Source organism: Azospirillum sp. B4 (assembly GCF_000333275.1).
Lineage (GTDB): Bacteria > Pseudomonadota > Alphaproteobacteria > Azospirillales > Azospirillaceae > Nitrospirillum.
This window is the reverse complement of the sequence record NZ_BACU01000268.1, coordinates 14,149-31,236: the sequence shown is the minus strand read 5'-3', so window position 1 is coordinate 31,236 and position 17,088 is coordinate 14,149. Positions and strand designations below refer to the sequence as shown.

Here is a 17,088-nt window from a genome sequence, read left to right as displayed (position 1 = left end):
GGGAGGGCTCCACCAGCACGTCGGCGCCGGCGGCGACGGCGGCCTTGGTCGCCACATCCATGTCGGTCACCAGATAGCCGGTGCGCTCCGCTCCGAAGGGGTGGGGGATGGGCGTCTTGAAGCCGAACAGCGACACGGTGCCCACCGGCGTCTGCAACAGCTGCGAGGTCGTGCTGCTGGGCGTGGGGGTGACGGTGGCCACCACCTGCTTGGTGCTCTGCCCGCCGAAGGTGGCGAGGAAGCTGGCCACGAACTTGTCCACATCCTCCACCGCCACATAGACGTGGGTGGTGTCGTATTGCGGGGCCACGCCCACGGCGGGCAGGGCGGGCTTGGCGGCGGCGTGCGCCTGGCCGGCCGCCAGCGGCAGGGCCAGGCAGGCGCCCATCAGCAGGGCGGTGGCGTAAGAACGGATACGCATCGGAAAGGCTCCCATCAGGATGCGGAAGGGGAAGATGTGTGGGACTTCAGGTCGTGCCAGGCCACCAGCAGGAAGCCGCCGACCAGTCCCAGATGTTCGTAAAAGGCGTTGGCGGTCATGGCGCGCTCGGGCCCCGCCATCTCCCAGTAGCGATTGGCGACGAAGGTGGCGAACAGGGTGAACCCCGCCAGCGCACCGGCGCCCAGCCAGCGCAGGCGGCCGCTGAGGATCAGCAGCGACGCGCCCAGTTCCAGGACGATGACCGCCGCCGCCAGCAGGGGCCAGGGCGGCATGCCGAAGTGCGCCAGCTCCGCCACCGCCCCGCCGAAATCCAGGGCCTTGTTGATCCCGCCCTGGATGTAGGCGGCGCAGAGGCCCAGCAGGGCGACCCAGCGCAGCCAAGGGGGTGTGAGAGCGGTGGGGCCCATGATCAGACCGCCCAGCAGGCGCAGCCCAGGGCGCCCCAGAAGGACTTCAGGTCGCGGATGGGCAGCTTGGATGACCAGGCGGTGGCATGCGCGTGGCCATGGACGCCGCAGGCGCTGTCACAGCCGCAGCTTTGCGCCGCCTGGCGCTGCAGCTTGGTGTCCTTCGCTTCCAGCAGGTTCCAGGCGCCATAGCCGCCGAAGGTGCGCACGGGCGACCAGTCGGGCATGGCCGGCGGTACCGGGGCCTCGTCATAGGGGGCGAAGTCACCGGCGCCATAGACCACCTTGCCGCCCACCACGGTCAGCAGTGCCGTGGTGTCCGCGATCTCGCTTTCAGCACAGGCGAAGAAGTCGCGGTCCGGCACGATCAGGTCGGCCAGCTGGCCAACTTGGATGCGGCCCTTCTTGCCCTCCTCGTTGGAGAACCAGGTGACGTTCTCCGTCCACATGCGCAGGGCGGTTTCCCGGTCCAGGCAGTTGCGCTGGGGATAGAGGCGCAGGCCGCCCACCGTTTTGCCGGTGATCAGCCAGGCCAGCGAAACCCAGGGGTTGTAGCTGGCGACGCGGGTGGCGTCGGTGCCGGCGGAAACCTTCACGCCCTTTTCCAGGATGCGCGCCACCGGCGGCGTGGCCTCGGCCGCGCCCAGGCCATAGCGCTCGACGAAGTATTCGCCCTGGTAGGCCATGCGGTGCTGCACGGCGATGCCGCCGCCCAGGGCCGCGATGCGGTCGATGGACTCGTCCGAAATGGTTTCGGCGTGGTCGAAGAACCAGTTCAGGCCCTCCAGCGGCACGTCCTGGTTCACCCGCTCGAACACGTCCAGCGCGCGGCTGATGGTCTCGTCATAGGTGGCGTGCATGCGCCAGGGCCAGCGGTTCTGCGCCAGGATGCGCACCACCTCCTCCAGGTCGCCTTCCATCTCCGGCGCCATGTCGGGGCGGGGCTGGCGGAAATCCTCGAAGTCGGCGGCGGAAAACACCAGCATCTCGCCTGCGCCGTTGTGGCGGAAATAGTCGTCGCCCTGCTTGTAGGTCGACGTCCGCGTCCAGTTCAGGAAGTCGTCCTTCTCGCCTTTGGGCTTCTGCGTGAACAGGTTGTAGGCCAGGCGGATGGTCAGCTGGTTATCGGCCGCCAGCTTGGTGATGACCTCATAGTCATCGGGGTAGTTCTGGAAACCGCCGCCGGCATCGATGGCGCCGGTGACGCCCAGCCGGTTCAGCTCCCGCATGAAATGGCGGGTGGAATTCAGCTGGTACTCCAGGGGCAGCTTGGGGCCCTTGGCCAGGGTGGCGTACAGGATGGCGGCGTTGGGCTTGGCCAGCAGCAGGCCGGTGGGGTTGCCCTGGGCGTCGCGCAGGATCTGGCCGCCCGGCGGCTCCGGCGTGTCCTTGGTGTAACCGACGGCGCGCAGGGCGGCGCCGTTCAGCAGCGCGCGGTCGTACAGGTGCAGGATGAACACCGGCGTGTCGGGGGCGACGGCGTTCAGCTCCTCGATGGTGGGCAGGCGCTTTTCCACGAACTGGTGCTCGGTGAAGCCGCCCACGACGCGCACCCATTGCGGGGCGGGGGTGATGGCCACCTGGCGCTTCAGCATGGCCATGGCGTCGGCCAGGCTGCGCACGCCGTCCCACCGCAGCTCCATGTTGAAGTTCAGGCCGCCGCGGATGATGTGCAGGTGGTTGTCGATCAGCCCGGGCAGGACGCGGCGGCCCTTCAGGTCGATGACCTTGGTGCCGGGGCCGGCATGGGCCATCACCTCACGCTCCCCGCCCACCGCCAGGAAGCGGCCGTCCTTCACGGCCACGGCGGTGGCGGTGGGATTGGCGCGGTCGAGGGTGGTGAACAGGCCGTGATGCAGGATCAGGTCGGCCGTCTGGACATCGGCAGCGGTGGTCATGGTTTTCAGGTCCCTTTAGCGGTATCGGTGGCGTCCGTGGCGGCGGCGGCTTTGGCGCCCCGCGGCAGGTGCCCGAACATGTGCGGTCCCACCTGGTCCTGCAGCCAGGACACGGCCGCCGGCTCCTTGGCCCACAAGGTCTTCAGCAGGGGTGGGATCTGCTCGCCCACCAGGATGCCCAGCAGGCCCACCAGGGCCACCACGGGCGGGGCGGGCGAACGGACGTTGATCAGGGCGTAGATGACGCCCACCAACAGCCCGGCACCCAGCGACATGAGATAGATTTTCATTGGGGGCCTCCCCGCCGCCAAGAGGGGCGCGGCCGGGCGTATTCCCGGCCGCGCGTTGCGGTGAAGGGCTCAGCCCTCGTGGGCGCCGAACATGGTCTTGGCGTAGATGATGCCCAGGCCATAGGCGCCGCCCCACTTCTTGGCGATGCCGGTGGTCATGTCGTAGGTGCCGGTCCGGGCCCAATCGCGCTGCAGTTCCAGCAGGTACTGCAGGGAGGTGATGGGCTGGGCGCCCGCCTGGACCATGCGGTCCATGGCGCGGTCGTGCGCCTCGGTCGAGACGTCGCCACAGGCGTCGGCGATGACGTAGACCTCAAAGCCCTGGTCGATGGCCGACAGCGCCGGGCCGACGATGCACACGCCGGTCCACAGGCCGGACAGGACGATGCGCTTCTTGCCGATGGCGTTGATCTGCTTGATCACCGCCGCGTCTTCCCAGGTGTTCATGGACGTGCGGTCCAGCAGGTCCTGGCCGGGGAAGGCCTCAGTGATTTCACTGAACATGGGGCCGGAGAAGCTCTTCTCCGCCACCGTGGTCAGGATGGTGGACACCTTGAAGCCGGCGGCGGCGTTGGCCACCAGGGCCGCGTTGTTGCGCAGCGTGATGGCGTCGATGGACTTGGTCGCGAACGACATCTGCGACTGGAAGTCGATCATGATCAGGGTGTGATCGTCAGCGTTCAGCAGCTTGGCGCCAGGGGTGGGCGTGGCCGTGATGGACATGGTGTTTTCCTCGCGTGGGCGGGTTTGAAAGGGCTGCCGTGCACGATTGCCGGCGCGTCCCAACAGTGCGCCCGGGGACGTTTGGGGTCTTGTCGAATGGGTCGCTGATTTGAAGGGCGGGACGGTTCAGTCACCGACGCATCGGATGGGGGCAGCCTTCTGGACAGGCCATCCGGGATTGGGGATCATGAACTTGCCGAAAATCATTACGGTTCGTCTGGAATGGATCCCTTGAGCGATGTCATCGCGCTGCTTCGGCCGCACACCGCCATCTCCAAGCCCATCACCGGGCGGGGCCGGTGGGGTGTGCGCTATGCCGCCCATGACGCCCCCGGCTTCACCATCATCCTGAAGGGCGAATGCTGGATCGCCCTGGAGGGGCAGGCGGCGGTGCGGTTCCGCAAGGGGGACTTCCTGCTGCTGCCCGCCACTCCCGCCTTCACGCTCAGCAGCCACCCCGGCATCGCCTGCGACCTGCGGGAACCGGTGGACGCCCCCGTCCGGCACGGCGACCCGGCGGGGGAAGCGGACTTTGAATCGCTGGGTGGCACCTTCCGTATCGAACAGGCGAACGCCCCGCTGCTGCTGGCCTTGCTGCCCCGCGTCATCCACATTCCGGCGACGGAGGGCCGCACGGGGCGGCTCACCCGCATGATCGACCTGATCATGGAGGAATGCGCCGGTGAGGAGCCGGGGCGGGAGATGATCCTGCAGCGGATGCTGGAGGTGCTGCTGGTGGAGGCCCTGCGCTGGCGGGGCCTCGCGGCGGATGATGCCCGCGCCGGCCTGCTGAACGGCCTGCGCGATCCGGCGCTGGCGCGCGTCCTGCGCACCCTGCATGCCGATGTGCGTGCCGGCTGGACGGTCGCCGGCCTGGCCAAGGTGGCCGGACTGTCGCGCTCGGCCTTCGCCGCCCGCTTCGCCGAGGGTCTGGGCTGCGGCCCGATCGAATATCTGGCCCGGTGGCGCATGGCGCTGGCCAAGGACGCCCTGATCCAGGGGGCGAAGACCCTGGACCGGATCGCTGATGAGATCGGCTATGAATCCGCCAGCGCCTTCAGCACGGCGTTCCGCAAGCGCCTGGGCTGTTCACCGGGCCGGTTCGCGCGCAATGGAGGCGCCGCGATCTGGACGGATGGTAATTAATGCGGACGTTCAATTATATTCCGTCCTGTGCGGCAGGTGTATCCAGGGTCATCCACAGCAAACCTGGACGATCCCCATGCAAACGATCCTGATCACAGGCACTTCCTCCGGCTATGGGCTGGAAACGGCCCGCCATTTCCTGGCCCAGGGCTGGACCGTCATCGCCACCATGCGCCGGCCCAATGCCGACGTGCTGCCCCGGTCGCCCCGGCTGCGCATCCTGCCGCTGGATGTCACCAGTGCTGACAGCATCGCCGCCGCCATCGCGGCGGCCGGCCCCATCGACGCGCTGGTCAACAACGCCGGCATCGGCGTCGTCGGCGCGTTCGAGGCCACGCCCATGGCCCACATCCGCCGGGTGTTCGACACCAACACCTTCGGGATGATGGCGATGTGCCAGGCCGTGATTCCGCAGATGCGCCAGCACCGGTCGGGGGTGATCGTGAACGTGACCTCCACCGTCACCTATACCGGCATGCCGCTGGCCGCCGCCTATACCGCCAGCAAGCAGGCCATCCAGGGTTTCACCGGCTCGCTTGCCCATGAACTGGCCCACTTCGACATCCGCGCCAAGCTGGTGGAGCCGGGCTACGGCCCGACCACCCGCTTCGCCCAGAACACGGACATCGACATCAGCAGCCTCATTCCCCCGGCCTACGCCGATTTCGCCCAGCCGATCTTCGCGGCCTTCGCCACGCCGGCCCTGACGACGACGGAGACGGACGTGGCGGCGGCGGTGTGGGCGGCCGTCAATGACACGTCCGACCGGCTGCACTTCCCGGCCGGCGCCGACGCGGTCGAGCTGTACCGGCAATCCCGGTTCAGCTGACGGGTGGCTTACGTCTCCGCCGGCTTTTCCTGGAGATTGAACACGGCCAGCGCCGGCACGCCCAGCAGGCGTTCGGCGCGGGCCGGATCGTAGATGGTGTCCGAGGCGAATTCCGACAGCAACGCCGCCACCACGGCCAGGAACAGGCCGGCCAGAATGCCCAGCGCCAGGTTCAGCAGCGGCTTGGGTTGCACCGGCTCTCGCGACATGGATGGCGCCTGGACGATGGCGATGTTGCCCACCCGGCCCCGGTTCAGGCTGTCGGACGCCCGCGCCTCCTCCAGCCGGGACATCAGGGCCTTCAGGCTTTCCTGGGCGGTGGCCAGGTCGCGCTCCAGCGTCCAGCGCTGGGCCTCGCTGCCGGTCATGGTGTTGATCCTGCCGTCCACGCCAGCGATCTGCGTCTCGATGTCGCGCTTGCGGCCTTCCAGGGTGGCGGTGTCGGCCAGGGTGCGGTTCAGGTCCTGTTCCGCCCCCGTCAGCACGTCGTTGCGCGCCCGGCGCACCGTGCCGGCGAACTTGCCCTCCTCCGTCTTCAGGAACTGCTCCGCCACGGCGATCTCCTGGCGCAGCTGCTGCATCTGCCGGCTTTCGTCGGTGAACTGGGCGCTCAGCTCCTTCTCCCGCAGGTGCAGGTTCAAAAGTTTGGTGCGCGCCTCGTCCACCACGCGGCTCTGTTCCCGGTCGGTGTAGGCGGTGACGTCGGGCGGCGTCTCCTTGATCTGGCGCTTCAGCTCCACCGCGCGCTGGCGGGCGCCGGCCAGGTCGGCGTCCACCCGCTTGGCCTCGCTGTCCAGGTCCAGGCGCTGTTGCAGCAGCAGGGCCATCTGCCCGTCGAAGGCCTGCACGCCGTGGGCGCGGCGGAAGTCCGCCAGCTTCTTGTAGGCGGCGTCGACGCGGGTGTGGCCTTCCGCCACCTGGGTCTCATAGAACTGGGTCTGGGAATTCAGGTAGACGGTGATCGACTTGTCGCGGAACACCTGGATCAGGGTGTCCAGCGTGGCCGCGGCCACCGTCGCCTCGCGGTGGCGGAAGGACAGGTGCAGGATGTTCGACGTGCGCTGCGGCACCGTGCCCAGCGCGTCGGAGAAGCGGTCCACCACCTTGTCCCAATTCACCTTGTCCGGGTCGCTTTTCGCCAGCGCGGGGTACAGCCGGTCCAGCCCCACCTTCTTGACGGTGGCGATGATGACGTCGCGGCTGCGGATCAGCTGCACCTGGGTGTTCAGCAGCTCCTCCGGGTCGTTGGTCATGGGCACCAGGGCCGCGGCCGCCGCCGCGCCGGCGTCCGCACGATAGGTGAACTCCCGGCTGAACTTGTTGATCAGAACCGAGGCGTCGGATTCGTGTACCGGCCGCATCAGGACGCTGACCAGGATGGCGGCGCCCAGGCAGAAGCCGAACGCCGCCAGGGCCCGTTGGCGATAGCGGAACAGGATCAGCACCAGGTCGCGGACGGTGAACGCGATCGGCAGGGCCGGGCTGGTGAAGGCTCCGGGGGCGGCTCCAGGGGGGACTGACGTTTGGGTGGTTGGCGGCATAGTTCAGGCTCGTGACGGCGGAAGGGTCAAGGTGGACAAGTATGCAGAGGAATAGATAGCTGGAGAGCGCCAGTAATACCGGAGAAACTGGAGGGAGTTGTAGCAATTATGGCTATAAATACATAATATGTGGTTCCATTTTCGTCGGAATGGTCTAGGATAATCATCCGTTCCTTTGCATGAGCCCCGATTCATACGTAGCTGCCCACCATGAAACGATCCCCCTCGCTTATTCTGTCGCTGCTCGCGACCGCCGCGCTGGCCGCCTGCGTGCCCAACTCCATCCAGCCGCCGGACGACAGGACGCTCGCCGCCCAGGCGGCGGCCCAACCCGGCGCCGGCCGGCCTGGCAGCCAGGTCGCCGCCTTCACGGCGTGGACGGAGGAGGAGACGGACTATCGCCTCGGCTTGGGGGACGAGGTCGAGGTCAAGCTGCCGTTCAATGGTGAATTCAACGACCGCGTGACGGTGGGGCCGGACGGGCAGTTCACCCTGCCCCTGGTGGGCATCGTTCATGCCGAGAACCGCACCGTGGCGGACATCACCGCCGAACTGAACCAGCGCTTCGGCCGCGACCTGAAGGACCCGCGGGTGCAGGTGGCCATCCGCGCCTACGCCTCGCAACGGGTGTTCGTCGGGGGTGAGGTCAACAACGCGGGCCTGTTCAACATGCCGGGCCGCATCGGCGTGATCGAGGCCATCGCCATGGCCAACGGCTTCATGGAAACGGCCCAGAGCCACAAGGTGGTGCTGATCCGCCGCGCGCCCAACGGCCGCCCGATGATGAAGGTCATCGACGTCGCCGGCTTCGTCGGTGGCGCGGCCGACGATGTGCGCCTGCACCCCTTCGACATCGTGTTCGTGCCCAAGACGTCGATCGCAGAGGTCGACCAGTGGGTGGATCAGTTCATCACCCGTGTCGTGCCCTTCCAGCGCAACTTCAGCTACACCGTGGGCCGGCAGCAGAACTTCCAATGACGCGTGCGGCCTTTGACCGGTACCGGTCAAAGGTTCCCCCGGGCGGCGGGCGCGGCCATCCGGTGTCTCGTGCCGGTGGTGGAACGCGGTGGACAGGTGGGCAGCCATGCGCATCCTCACCAGTCCGCCAGGCATTCCGGCGGCAGGTCGAAGCCGCCGGCCACGTTCACGATGCTGCCGCGTTCCAGGTCGGCGTAGGTGCCGGCCGACTGGCGGGGGCAGTCGCGGGCGTAGCCGCCGGCCACCATCTCCGCCGACAGGTCCTTGCCGTCCGCCTTGCAGCGGGCGACGGCGACGCCGTTGATGCTCTGGCCCGTCGGGGTGCAGGCCACCGGGGCGTCGTAGACCAGCTTCACCAATCCCTGCAGGGCGGTATAGCCGCCGAACGCGTCCATGGCCGGGGTGGCGATGCCCCACAGCCGATACATGACCGGCCCGACGATCAGCGTGCCGCCATCATAGGCGCGAATCTGCGTGGGCGCCGCCTTGGCCGTCACCGCCGGCGGGTCGGCATCCAGGCGTGAGCGCAGGTCCTGGCCCTTCTCGATGAGTGTGCGCCGCTCCAGCCGGTTGGACAGCGCCTCCTCGGCATGGGCCGGGCGCGGGTCGGGCAGCAGCAGGATCATCCCAAGAAGCGCAAGAGCCGAACGCTTCATCATTTCTTCCTCGAAATGATGTCGCGAAGGCGTAGCGGAACGTGGCCTATAGAGCCACGATATTCCGGATCATACCGTCCAGCCAGGCGACACTGAAGAACGCCAGGGGGGCCGCCACGGCCAGGGTGGCGGCAAGCCACAGGCGCGACCCGGTGCGGATGCGCCGCACCGCCCAGGGACAGCCGGTGGCCAGAAGCCCCAGGGTGCCGACCACGAAGCCGCCCACCACGTCCACCCAGGTGTGATGGGTCAGCAGGATGCGCGACCATCCTTCCAGCAGGGCGACCCCCGCCAGCGCCAGGCCGACGATGGGCAAGGCCAGGCGCCCGTGGCCATGGCCGCCGCGCAGGTAGATCACCAGCAGCCCGCCGTAAAACGCCACCGCCAGGGTGACGTGGCCGCTGGGGAAGTAATACAGCTCCGGCGTTTCGCGCGTCATGCCCCGGATGGCCAGCGCGATCAGCAGCGACATCATCACGCCGCCGCCCCAGGCCGCCGCGACCAGGTAGTCGCGCCGGGCCAGCAGCATGCCCATCAGGGCGGCGAACAGGGGCAGGACGAAGCCGATCGTGGCCAGGGTGCTGAGAATCTGCATAACCACCCATCACAGGAACCTGTAGATGAAGTCGGAGATTAGCAGGCGACGCTTGTTGATGACTAGGCCCAGCGGCTTGCCGCCGTTGGCCCGGATCTGGTGGATCAGCTGCTGCACCACCGGCAGGCGGGTCTTCTCCGCCTCGACCACGATGACCGTGCCGTTCACGAAGCGCGACAGCACGTGGGCGAAGGCCAGGTTTTGCGGCGGCGCGCTGTCGAAGATGATCCAGCGGAAGCGCTGGCGCAGCTGGGCGACGATCTCGCCCATGGCGCTGATGGACAGCGACCAGGTGACGTGGCCGTCCTCCCGCCGCGTGATGGGCTGGGTCAGGGCCGCCAGCATCAGGTCGGCCGTGCCCATGGGACGCAAGGCCTCGTCAAGGGACACCAGGCCCTGCTGCGCGTCATGAAGGCTGTTGGGCAAGGCAATGGCCGAGAGCCGCACCTGTTCCCGGTCAAAGGGGTCGGCGTCCACCAGCAGCACGGGGCCGTCCACGTTCACGGCCGCGAACTCCGCCAGCGCGCGGGCGATGGTGGAGGCGCCGGCGCCGGGCCGCGCGCCGATGATCTGGATGGCGTAGCCTTCCGGCCCGTGGGGCATCATCGCCAGCTTGTTGAACAGGCTGAACAGCGGCTGGCCGGCGATGGCCGCCGTATCCACCGTCATGTCCACCGGGTCCTGTCTGCGCGACAACCAGCTCATGGGCCAGGCCTTGGAAGAGAATCGAGCCATCATCGTACGGGGCTTCCGGATAACAGGAATTGGTAAAGAGACACTGTCTGCGCGACCATTCGGGCCCGCCCGCCGGGGGCCACCCGGGCGGCGGATGCGGCGGCGTACCGGGCCAGGCGTTCGGGATCGGTCGCCAGGTCGGCCAGCAGCACGCCAAAGGCGCCGCCGTCCGTCCCCGCGCCTGGCCCTGGCGGGGGCGCCACCTGGCCGGTGACGTCGTCGACGACCACGTCGCGGGTTCCGCCCACGTCGGTGGCCAGGATGGGCAGGCCGGCGCCCGCCGCCTCCAGCAGGGTGTAGCTCAGGCCCTCATACCGGCTGGGCTGGGCCAGCAGGTCGAAGGCGGCGTAATAGCGCACGGCGTCGCGGACGCCCATCCAGGTGATGGCGGTGGCGCAGCCCAGGGCCTCGGCGCGGCTGCGGGCGTCATCGCCCAGGACGCCGTCGCCGATGATGATCAGCCGGGCGTGCGGGGCGGCGGCATGGGCGCGGGCGAAGGCGGGGATCAGGATGTCGATGCCCTTGTGCGCCGTCAGCCGGCCGACGAAGCCGATGGCCAGGTGGCCGGGCGCCAGGCCCAGTTCCCGCCGGGTGTGGGCGCGCGGGGCCGGCGCCGGTGGTTCGATGTCGTTGGTGATGGTGGTGACCTTGGCGGCTGGGATGCCCAGGCCGACGATATGCTCCCGCTCCCCGGTCGAGACGGCGATGACGCGGTCGGTCAACGCCGCCAGCGCGACCTCCCCCGCCTTGTAGACGGCCCGCTTTCCAGCACCCAGGGTGGGGTCCAGGGTGGAGATCGCGTGGGGGGTGTAGACCACCTTGGCCGTGGTGCCGATGGCGGCCAGGCGGGCCAGCATGCCGCCCTTGGACGAATGGCCGTGGATGATGTCATAGGGGCCGAAGCTGGCCATGTGGCGGCGCACCGCCCACAGCGCCCCCAGGTCCAGGGGCCCGGGGGCGCGGCGCATGGCGATGGCGCGGAAGCGCACCTTGCTCAGCCGGGCGCGGCCCTGGCGGAAGATGTCGTCCTCCCGGATGGGGGAGAACAGGACGTCGGCGCTGTGCCCCTGGGCCAGCGTGCCCTCCAGCAGGTCCAGCAGGTGGCGGCCCACGCCGGTGGCGGCGGATTCCACGATGTGCAGGATGCGCAGCGGCCGCGCTGGCGCCGTGGATGCGCGGGCCGCGTCCACGGTGTCCGGGATGGGATGGAAAGCGCTGTCCATGGCCGCCCTCACGCGTATCGCCGGGCGCCGATGCGGGCCAGCACCTGGCCCAGGATCAGCAAGGCCCCCAGGACGTAGACGCCGAAGAACGCCGGGGTGAAGACGACGCTGTCGATGACCTGCAGCATGACGAAGCCGGTCCACACCACCACCTGGGGCACGGGCTTGTCCGGGGTGTCGGGCAGGTCCAGCGTGCGGGTGATCCACACCATGACGCGCCCCACCATCAGGCCGTAGAGGAAGCCGCCCAGCGCCACGCCGGGCAGGCCGAAATTCACGTACATCTCGCCGAAGATGGGCGGGCGCAGGCCGCTGTGGAACATGGGGTCCAGGCCGGCCAGCGCCGGGCTGACGCGGCCGAAGCCGAACTCCACGCGGAAGGGGAAGACGTAGGCGGGGATGAAGCTGAGGTAGCCCGCCGCGTAGGTCTTGCCCCAGTACAGCGGGCTGTCGTCCATGCCGGTCAGGATCCAGGCGAAATCGCGCAGGTCGGACAGGTCGTTGCCATACAGCAGGCTGAACAGGAAACCGCGCTGCTCATGCAGCGACGCCTCACGCAGCGACGCGATGGTGACGGCCACCGACGCCAGGCCCAACGCCGCCAGCAGCATGACCGGCAGGTTGCGGAAGCGCTGGGGCATGGCCAGCATCACGCCCGCCTGCATCAGCGTCAGGATGGCCACCGTGCGGTTGCCGCCGATGATGCCCAGGCTGGCCAGCGCCAGGCCCAACGCCAGCACCGTCCACTGCCGCTTCGACGCGCCGTAGACGATGGCGTTGATGGCGAAGAAGGGGACGACCTGGCTCCACAGGTTATAGAAGGGCCGCAGCTCGTTATGCTCGAACACCAGGCTGCGGGCGACGAAGGCCTGGAACCCCATCAGCGACAGCGCCACTGTCAGCATGGCCACGATCAGGGTGCCGATGGCCACGCCGCCACCGCTCTGCCAGCCGCGCGACAGCACGTCGTAGACCACGGCGCATCCCACCGGCGCGCGGCGGGTCAGCACGCGCGCCGCCATCATGCCGCATAGCATGCAGACGAAGCCGCCGATGGTGATGTACAGCGCCTTGTCCAGATGGACCAGGATGGAGTCGAAATGTCGCGTGGTCGCCAGGATGTTGTTGGCCGACCAGGCGAAGGGGTACATCACCACCACCTTCAGGAAATAGTTGAAGGCGAAGAAATAGCTGGCGAAGGACAGGCAGCCCCACTTGCGGTAGTCCAGGACGTAGAAGCCCAGGAAGGCCACGGTGCAGACGGCCAGGACCAGCCAGTTCACCGCCGGGATGCGGCCCAGGATCTGCCAGACGTCGATGTGGATCATGGCCGGGCCTCCGCCGATGCGGCCGGGACGCCACCGCGCAAGGGCCGGGCCAGGGCCAGCCCGGCGTAGATCAGGGCGCTGACCGCGTAGGCCGCCATGTACAGGGTGGCGAAGCCCAGGATGCCGGGCGCGGCCACGATGTCCGCCACCGCCACCACCGTCATCAGTGCCGCGACCACCCCGGCCGACCGGGCGATCAGGGTGAAGAAGCCGGTATGGACCAGCAGGAAGTTCGACACCGTCTGCACCAGGTTGGCCAGGACCAGCACCACCAGGATGGGGGTGATGCCGGACGGCATGACGGCGGCGGGCCCCAGCAGCAGGCGGTAGACCTGGTCGCCCGCCAGCAGCAGCAGGCCGCACAGGCCCAGCGCCGGCACGGCCGCCAGGGCCAGGGCCAGGGCGGTGGCCCGGCGCAGGGCCGCCACGTCGCCGGCGGCGTGCGCCCGGGTCTGGCGTGGCACCAGCACGTCGCACACGGCGGAGAACAGCACCGTGGCGCCGCGAAAGATTTTGAAGGCGGTGTCGAAGATGATGACCGGGGCGCCCAGGCCGTGGACGGCCGGCACCACCACGCTGGGGAAGGTGTAGACGTACATCTCCCCAGCCGCGTACCCGCCGCTGGCCAGCAGGGTGCGGCGGTGGCCACGGAAGAACGCCGCCAGCGCCCCGGGAATGGCCGACAGACGCCCGTCCAGCGCGCCGGCATGGCCCAGGCGGCGGCAGGCCAGGACCAGCAGCACCCCCCAGACCAGGTTGCTCAGCCCCAGGAACACCGGGAAGGGCAGGCGCGCCAGCAGGCAGACCATCAGGCCCAGGTGGCCGAAACGGCGCACCGCCTCCAGTGTTTCGAAATACAGGAAGCGGTCGGTGGCGGAACTGATGTTGCGCAGGGTGAACCAGACCAGGTTCAGGGCGGAATAGCAGAAGAACAGCGCGAACTCCGCCGCCTCCAGCGGGGTGGCGGTGCCGGTCAGCGCCATGCCCGCCATACAGGCCAGGGAACCCAGGGCCACCAGGCCGCCGTACAGGGCCACCACGCCCGTCGCCTGCGCCGCCACTGGGTCGCCCGGCAACCGGCCCGCCAGGAAGCGCTGGCGCAGCGCCACGTACAGCACCTTGGCGATGCCCAGGTCGAACAGCCACAGCGACAGGCCCAGGTTGCCGACGACGATGAACAGCGAGAACAGGTGCGGGTCCAGCACCCGGGCGAAGGTGTAGGTCTGGCAGACGCCGGCCAGCAGTGTCGCCACCGCCGTGCCGCCCCGCAGCGCGAGGTAGCGCGGGAGGGGGCCGGCCAGCAGGGGGCGGACCCGCGCGGTCATGACGCCACCGCCGGGGCCATCCTCAGGCAGGTATCCAGCAGGATCCGCGCCGTCGTGGACCAGCGGAACTGGGCGGCGCGGGCGCGGCCGTTGGCGGCCAGCCGACGGCGCAGCGGCTCTTCCAGCGCCAGGCGGCGCAGCAGCCGGGCCAGGCCCTCGGCGTCATCCATGCCGCAGACCAGGGCGGCGCCCGTGGTTTCCGGCGCCGCCACCTCGATCAGGGCCGCCTGGTCGCTGATGACCACGGGGCAGCCGCAGGCCATGGCCTCCATGGGCGGCAGGCCGAAGCCCTCGTAACGGGATGGATAGACCAGGGCCAGGGCGTTCTCGTACAGCGCGCGCAGCTCGCCGTCGCTGACGTGGCCCACGGGGCACAGCCGATCGGTGGCGCGCTGGGGGGTGGTGACCCCGGCGGCGGGATGCACCCGGGTGTCCCGCCTGCCGGTCATGACCAGGCGGATGCCGCCCAGGTCGGCCCGGTCGAAGGCGTCGACCACCAGGTCCACGTTCTTGTTGGCGCTGCCCACGCCCACGGCCAGGAAATAGGGGCTGCCGCCTAGGGTGCCGGCGTGCAGCCCGTGACGCGCCAGCACGTCCAGGTCGGCGGCCGGTTCCAGGATGTGATCGCCGCCCTCGCCGCACAGGGTGATGCCGCCGGCCGGAATGCCGTACCAGCGGGCGATCTCCCGCCGGGAGAAATCGCTGATGGTGACGATGGCGGCGGCTGGGCGGCCCGGCAGGGGGCGGCCCAGCAGGGGCACCAGCACGCGGTAGGCCAGGCGGAAGGGCAGGGAGAAGCTTTCCGGGCTGACGCGGGGGGTGGCGTCGTGCACCACCACCACCTGCCGCCGCTTGGCCACCGGCCCCAGGTTGCACAGGTTCAGCAGCACGCCCCCGGCCGACAGGCGCGGCAGGTCCAGCTGTTCCCAGGCATAGCCCCCCCGGAAGCGCCCGGCCGCGCGCGCCTGGATGGTGGTCAGGCGCAGGGGCGCCAGGGCGGCCGGGTCCGTGCCCGGTGGCACCAGCAGGGTGACCCGGCCGGCCAAGGCCTGGTGGGCGGGCTGGCTCAGCAGGCCGTCCAGCGCGCGCACCGTCTCGCGGGCGAAGCGCTGCACGCCCGTCTGACGCTGGCCCACGAAGCGGCCGTTGATGAAGAGGGAAGGCGGCATGCGGGCCGGCCTGGCTTCAGATCCCGCCATCGCACGGAACCGCGTCACACATTGTTCTTGGGGAACAGCATGGCGGGAAGGGTGCGGAACAGGATCACCATGTCCAGCCAGAACGACCAGGTCCTGATGTAGTCGAAATCGAACTCGACCCGCTTGCGCAGCTTCTCCTCGGTGTCGGTCTCGCCGCGCCAGCCGTTGACCTGGGCCCAGCCGGTCATGCCCGGCTTCACGCGGTAGCGCAGGGCGTAGTCCGGCATCACGTCGGCGTACAGGCGGCCGTCGGCCTTGGCCTTGGGCGCGTGCGGGCGCGGACCGACCAGCGACATCTGGCCCCGCAGCACGTTCAGGATCTGCGGCAGCTCGTCGATGGAATATTTCCGGATGTAGCGGCCCACGCGGGTGACGCGGGCGTCGCCCTCGCTGACCAGGGTGGCCGCCTCGGCGTCCGCGTCGGCCACGTGCAGCGAGCGGAACTTGTAGATGCTGAACCTGCGGCCGAACTGTCCGCTGCGCTGCTGGCGGAAGAAGACGGGGCCCGGGCTGTCCAGCTTGATGGCCACGGCCGTCGCCAGCAGCACCGGCAGGACCAGCAGCAGGATGGCCAAGCCGGCGACATAGTCGAAGCTGGTCTTGGCCATGCGGCCCCAGTGCGAGAACGGCGGGGTCATCAGCGTGGGCATGATCACGCCGGGGGCGGACCCCATAGGCGCGCCCAACTGGGGCAGGGACAGGGCGGACAGTTCCGGATCCGGCACCAGCCAGACGGTGATGGGCAAGAAGCGCAGGCGCTCCAGCAGGGCGGAGATGCGGGGACCGGCGGTCCACGGCAGGGCCATGAACACGTCGATGTCCTCATGCTCGGCGACGAAGTCGGCCAGCGTGTCCAGCCCGCCCAGATAGGGCAGCTGGCGGGTCAGGGCGCCGGCGCGGGTGTGGCGGTCGTCGAAAAAGCCCAGGATGTCGACCTCACGGCCCGCGCGGCCGGCCATCGCCCCCACCATCTTCAGCGCGGCGGGGCCGGCGCCGACGATGACGGCTGGACGAACCCGCCAGCGGCGGGCCACGGCGACGGTGGCCACCGCCCCCTCCAGCCGCCGGGTCAGGATCAGCGTGCCGGTGGACAGGGCGAACCAGGACAGCAGCCAGGCGACATCGGCGGCGGCGCCGCCCAGGCCCAGGGCCGTGGCCAGCAGGCAGACGTACAGGGCCGTGGTGACACGCGGCACGGCCGTGGCCGTGTCGGCCAGGTGGGGGGCGCGGGCGAAGCGGCCCAGCAGCCAAGCCAGCGCCACGTAGGCGGGACCCGCTGCCAGGCACAGGCCATTGCGCAGCCCATCCCCGGCGGCGTCGCCGCGCAGCCATGCGGCCAGCGACAGCAGGATGCTGCCGACGGAGAACACGGCACCCCCCTCCACCAGCGACCACAGGACCTCAAAGACGGGCCGGCTGAGGCCCAGGTTGGGAAGCGACCGCGTATCCACACCCTTGTCGTGGTGGTGCCGGCCGGTGCCGGCGATATGATCCATGGCCATGTCCTGTCTCAACCTCTACCGCCCGGCGCAAGGGGCGAATCCCCGATCCACCGGAAATTGCAAATGTGATGTATTGTTAGCAAATCTGTCAGTTAGTGATTTGATTTGACTGGGATTTTAGCTTTCGCGGGCAGCATAATCCGAGAATTCGAATTAAAAGCCTGTTAATATCACAGGCTATGCATCGGGTTAGGTTCTGGCTCGGCGCGTGGCGAGCCCACGCGAAAGCGCAGGGCTTCCACGGCGTGCGCGCCCGTATTCCGGCCGAATG

16 protein-coding genes and 1 pseudogene are annotated in these 17,088 nt (G+C 69.1%); 3 read left to right on the top strand and 14 right to left on the bottom strand.

Annotated elements, in window-relative coordinates:
* The 5 genes and pseudogenes from I55_RS11775 to I55_RS11755 form a co-directional block, all read right to left on the bottom strand.
* Positions 1–421 (bottom strand): annotated as a pseudogene (locus I55_RS11775) (glyoxalase); the annotation flags it as partial.
* Between the two features lie 14 nt (positions 422–435).
* A complete protein-coding gene (locus I55_RS11770) occupies positions 436–849 on the bottom strand; it encodes a DoxX family protein (protein WP_044560740.1) in 414 nt (137 codons plus the stop codon).
* 2 nt (positions 850–851) lie between these two features.
* Entirely contained in the window at positions 852–2,747 is a 1,896-nt protein-coding gene (locus I55_RS11765) for an amidohydrolase (protein ID WP_044560739.1), read from the bottom strand.
* Positions 2,748–2,752: 5 nt separating this feature from the next.
* Positions 2,753–3,037 (bottom strand): XapX domain-containing protein, encoded by a 285-nt coding sequence (locus I55_RS11760; protein ID WP_044560738.1) that lies wholly within the window; start codon positions 3,035–3,037, stop codon positions 2,753–2,755.
* 69 nt (positions 3,038–3,106) lie between these two features.
* Positions 3,107–3,760, bottom strand: a complete 654-nt coding sequence (locus I55_RS11755) for a hydrolase (RefSeq protein ID WP_044560737.1) — start codon at positions 3,758–3,760, stop codon at positions 3,107–3,109.
* Between the two features lie 231 nt (positions 3,761–3,991).
* On the opposite strand from I55_RS11755, the gene I55_RS11750 reads away from it, so the two are divergent.
* On the top strand, positions 3,992–4,906 hold the full coding sequence (locus I55_RS11750) for an AraC family transcriptional regulator (RefSeq protein WP_199902563.1): 915 nt from the start codon (positions 3,992–3,994) through the stop codon (positions 4,904–4,906).
* 76 nt (positions 4,907–4,982) lie between these two features.
* Entirely contained in the window at positions 4,983–5,735 is a 753-nt protein-coding gene (locus I55_RS11745; RefSeq protein WP_044560735.1) for an SDR family NAD(P)-dependent oxidoreductase, read from the top strand.
* A gap of 8 nt (positions 5,736–5,743) precedes the next feature.
* Here the strand turns inward: I55_RS11745 and I55_RS11740 are convergent, their stop codons facing one another.
* Positions 5,744–7,276 (bottom strand): GumC family protein, encoded by a 1,533-nt coding sequence (locus I55_RS11740; RefSeq protein ID WP_044560734.1) that lies wholly within the window; start codon positions 7,274–7,276, stop codon positions 5,744–5,746.
* Positions 7,277–7,486: 210 nt separating this feature from the next.
* Between I55_RS11740 and I55_RS11735 the strand changes: the two genes are divergently transcribed.
* Entirely contained in the window at positions 7,487–8,254 is a 768-nt protein-coding gene (locus I55_RS11735; protein WP_049974043.1) for a polysaccharide biosynthesis/export family protein, read from the top strand.
* A gap of 116 nt (positions 8,255–8,370) precedes the next feature.
* On the opposite strand, the gene I55_RS32990 is transcribed toward I55_RS11735, so the two are convergent.
* The 8 genes from I55_RS32990 to I55_RS11695 are packed head-to-tail and all read right to left on the bottom strand — an operon-like array spanning position 8,371 to position 16,817.
* Entirely contained in the window at positions 8,371–8,913 is a 543-nt protein-coding gene (locus tag I55_RS32990) for a thermonuclease family protein (protein WP_148293686.1), read from the bottom strand.
* A gap of 43 nt (positions 8,914–8,956) precedes the next feature.
* Positions 8,957–9,505 carry a phosphatase PAP2 family protein gene (locus I55_RS32985; protein ID WP_049974041.1) on the bottom strand — a complete coding sequence of 183 codons (549 nt, stop codon included), beginning with the start codon at positions 9,503–9,505 and terminating at the stop codon, positions 8,957–8,959.
* A gap of 9 nt (positions 9,506–9,514) precedes the next feature.
* On the bottom strand, positions 9,515–10,201 hold the full coding sequence (locus I55_RS11720) for an AAA family ATPase (protein WP_148293684.1): 687 nt from the start codon (positions 10,199–10,201) through the stop codon (positions 9,515–9,517).
* Positions 10,202–10,239: 38 nt separating this feature from the next.
* Positions 10,240–11,463, bottom strand: coding sequence for a glycosyltransferase (locus I55_RS11715; RefSeq protein WP_049974040.1), 1,224 nt, complete (start codon positions 11,461–11,463; stop codon positions 10,240–10,242).
* An 8-nt stretch (positions 11,464–11,471) separates the two neighbouring features.
* The gene (locus tag I55_RS11710) at positions 11,472–12,791 is read right to left on the bottom strand and encodes an O-antigen polymerase (RefSeq protein WP_044560732.1); all 1,320 of its coding nucleotides are present in this window, start codon (positions 12,789–12,791) and stop codon (positions 11,472–11,474) included.
* Positions 12,788–14,116, bottom strand: coding sequence for a hypothetical protein (locus I55_RS11705; RefSeq protein WP_044560731.1), 1,329 nt, complete (start codon positions 14,114–14,116; stop codon positions 12,788–12,790). The genes I55_RS11710 and I55_RS11705 overlap by 4 nt, the downstream gene beginning before the upstream one ends.
* Entirely contained in the window at positions 14,113–15,285 is a 1,173-nt protein-coding gene (locus tag I55_RS11700) for a glycosyltransferase family 1 protein (RefSeq protein ID WP_044560730.1), read from the bottom strand. Before I55_RS11700 ends, I55_RS11705 begins: the two co-directional genes overlap by 4 nt.
* A 44-nt stretch (positions 15,286–15,329) precedes the next feature.
* Positions 15,330–16,817: an exopolysaccharide biosynthesis polyprenyl glycosylphosphotransferase gene (locus I55_RS11695; protein WP_049974039.1), complete on the bottom strand. Its 1,488-nt coding sequence runs from the start codon at positions 16,815–16,817 to the stop codon at positions 15,330–15,332.
* Positions 16,818–17,088 lie beyond the last annotated feature (271 nt).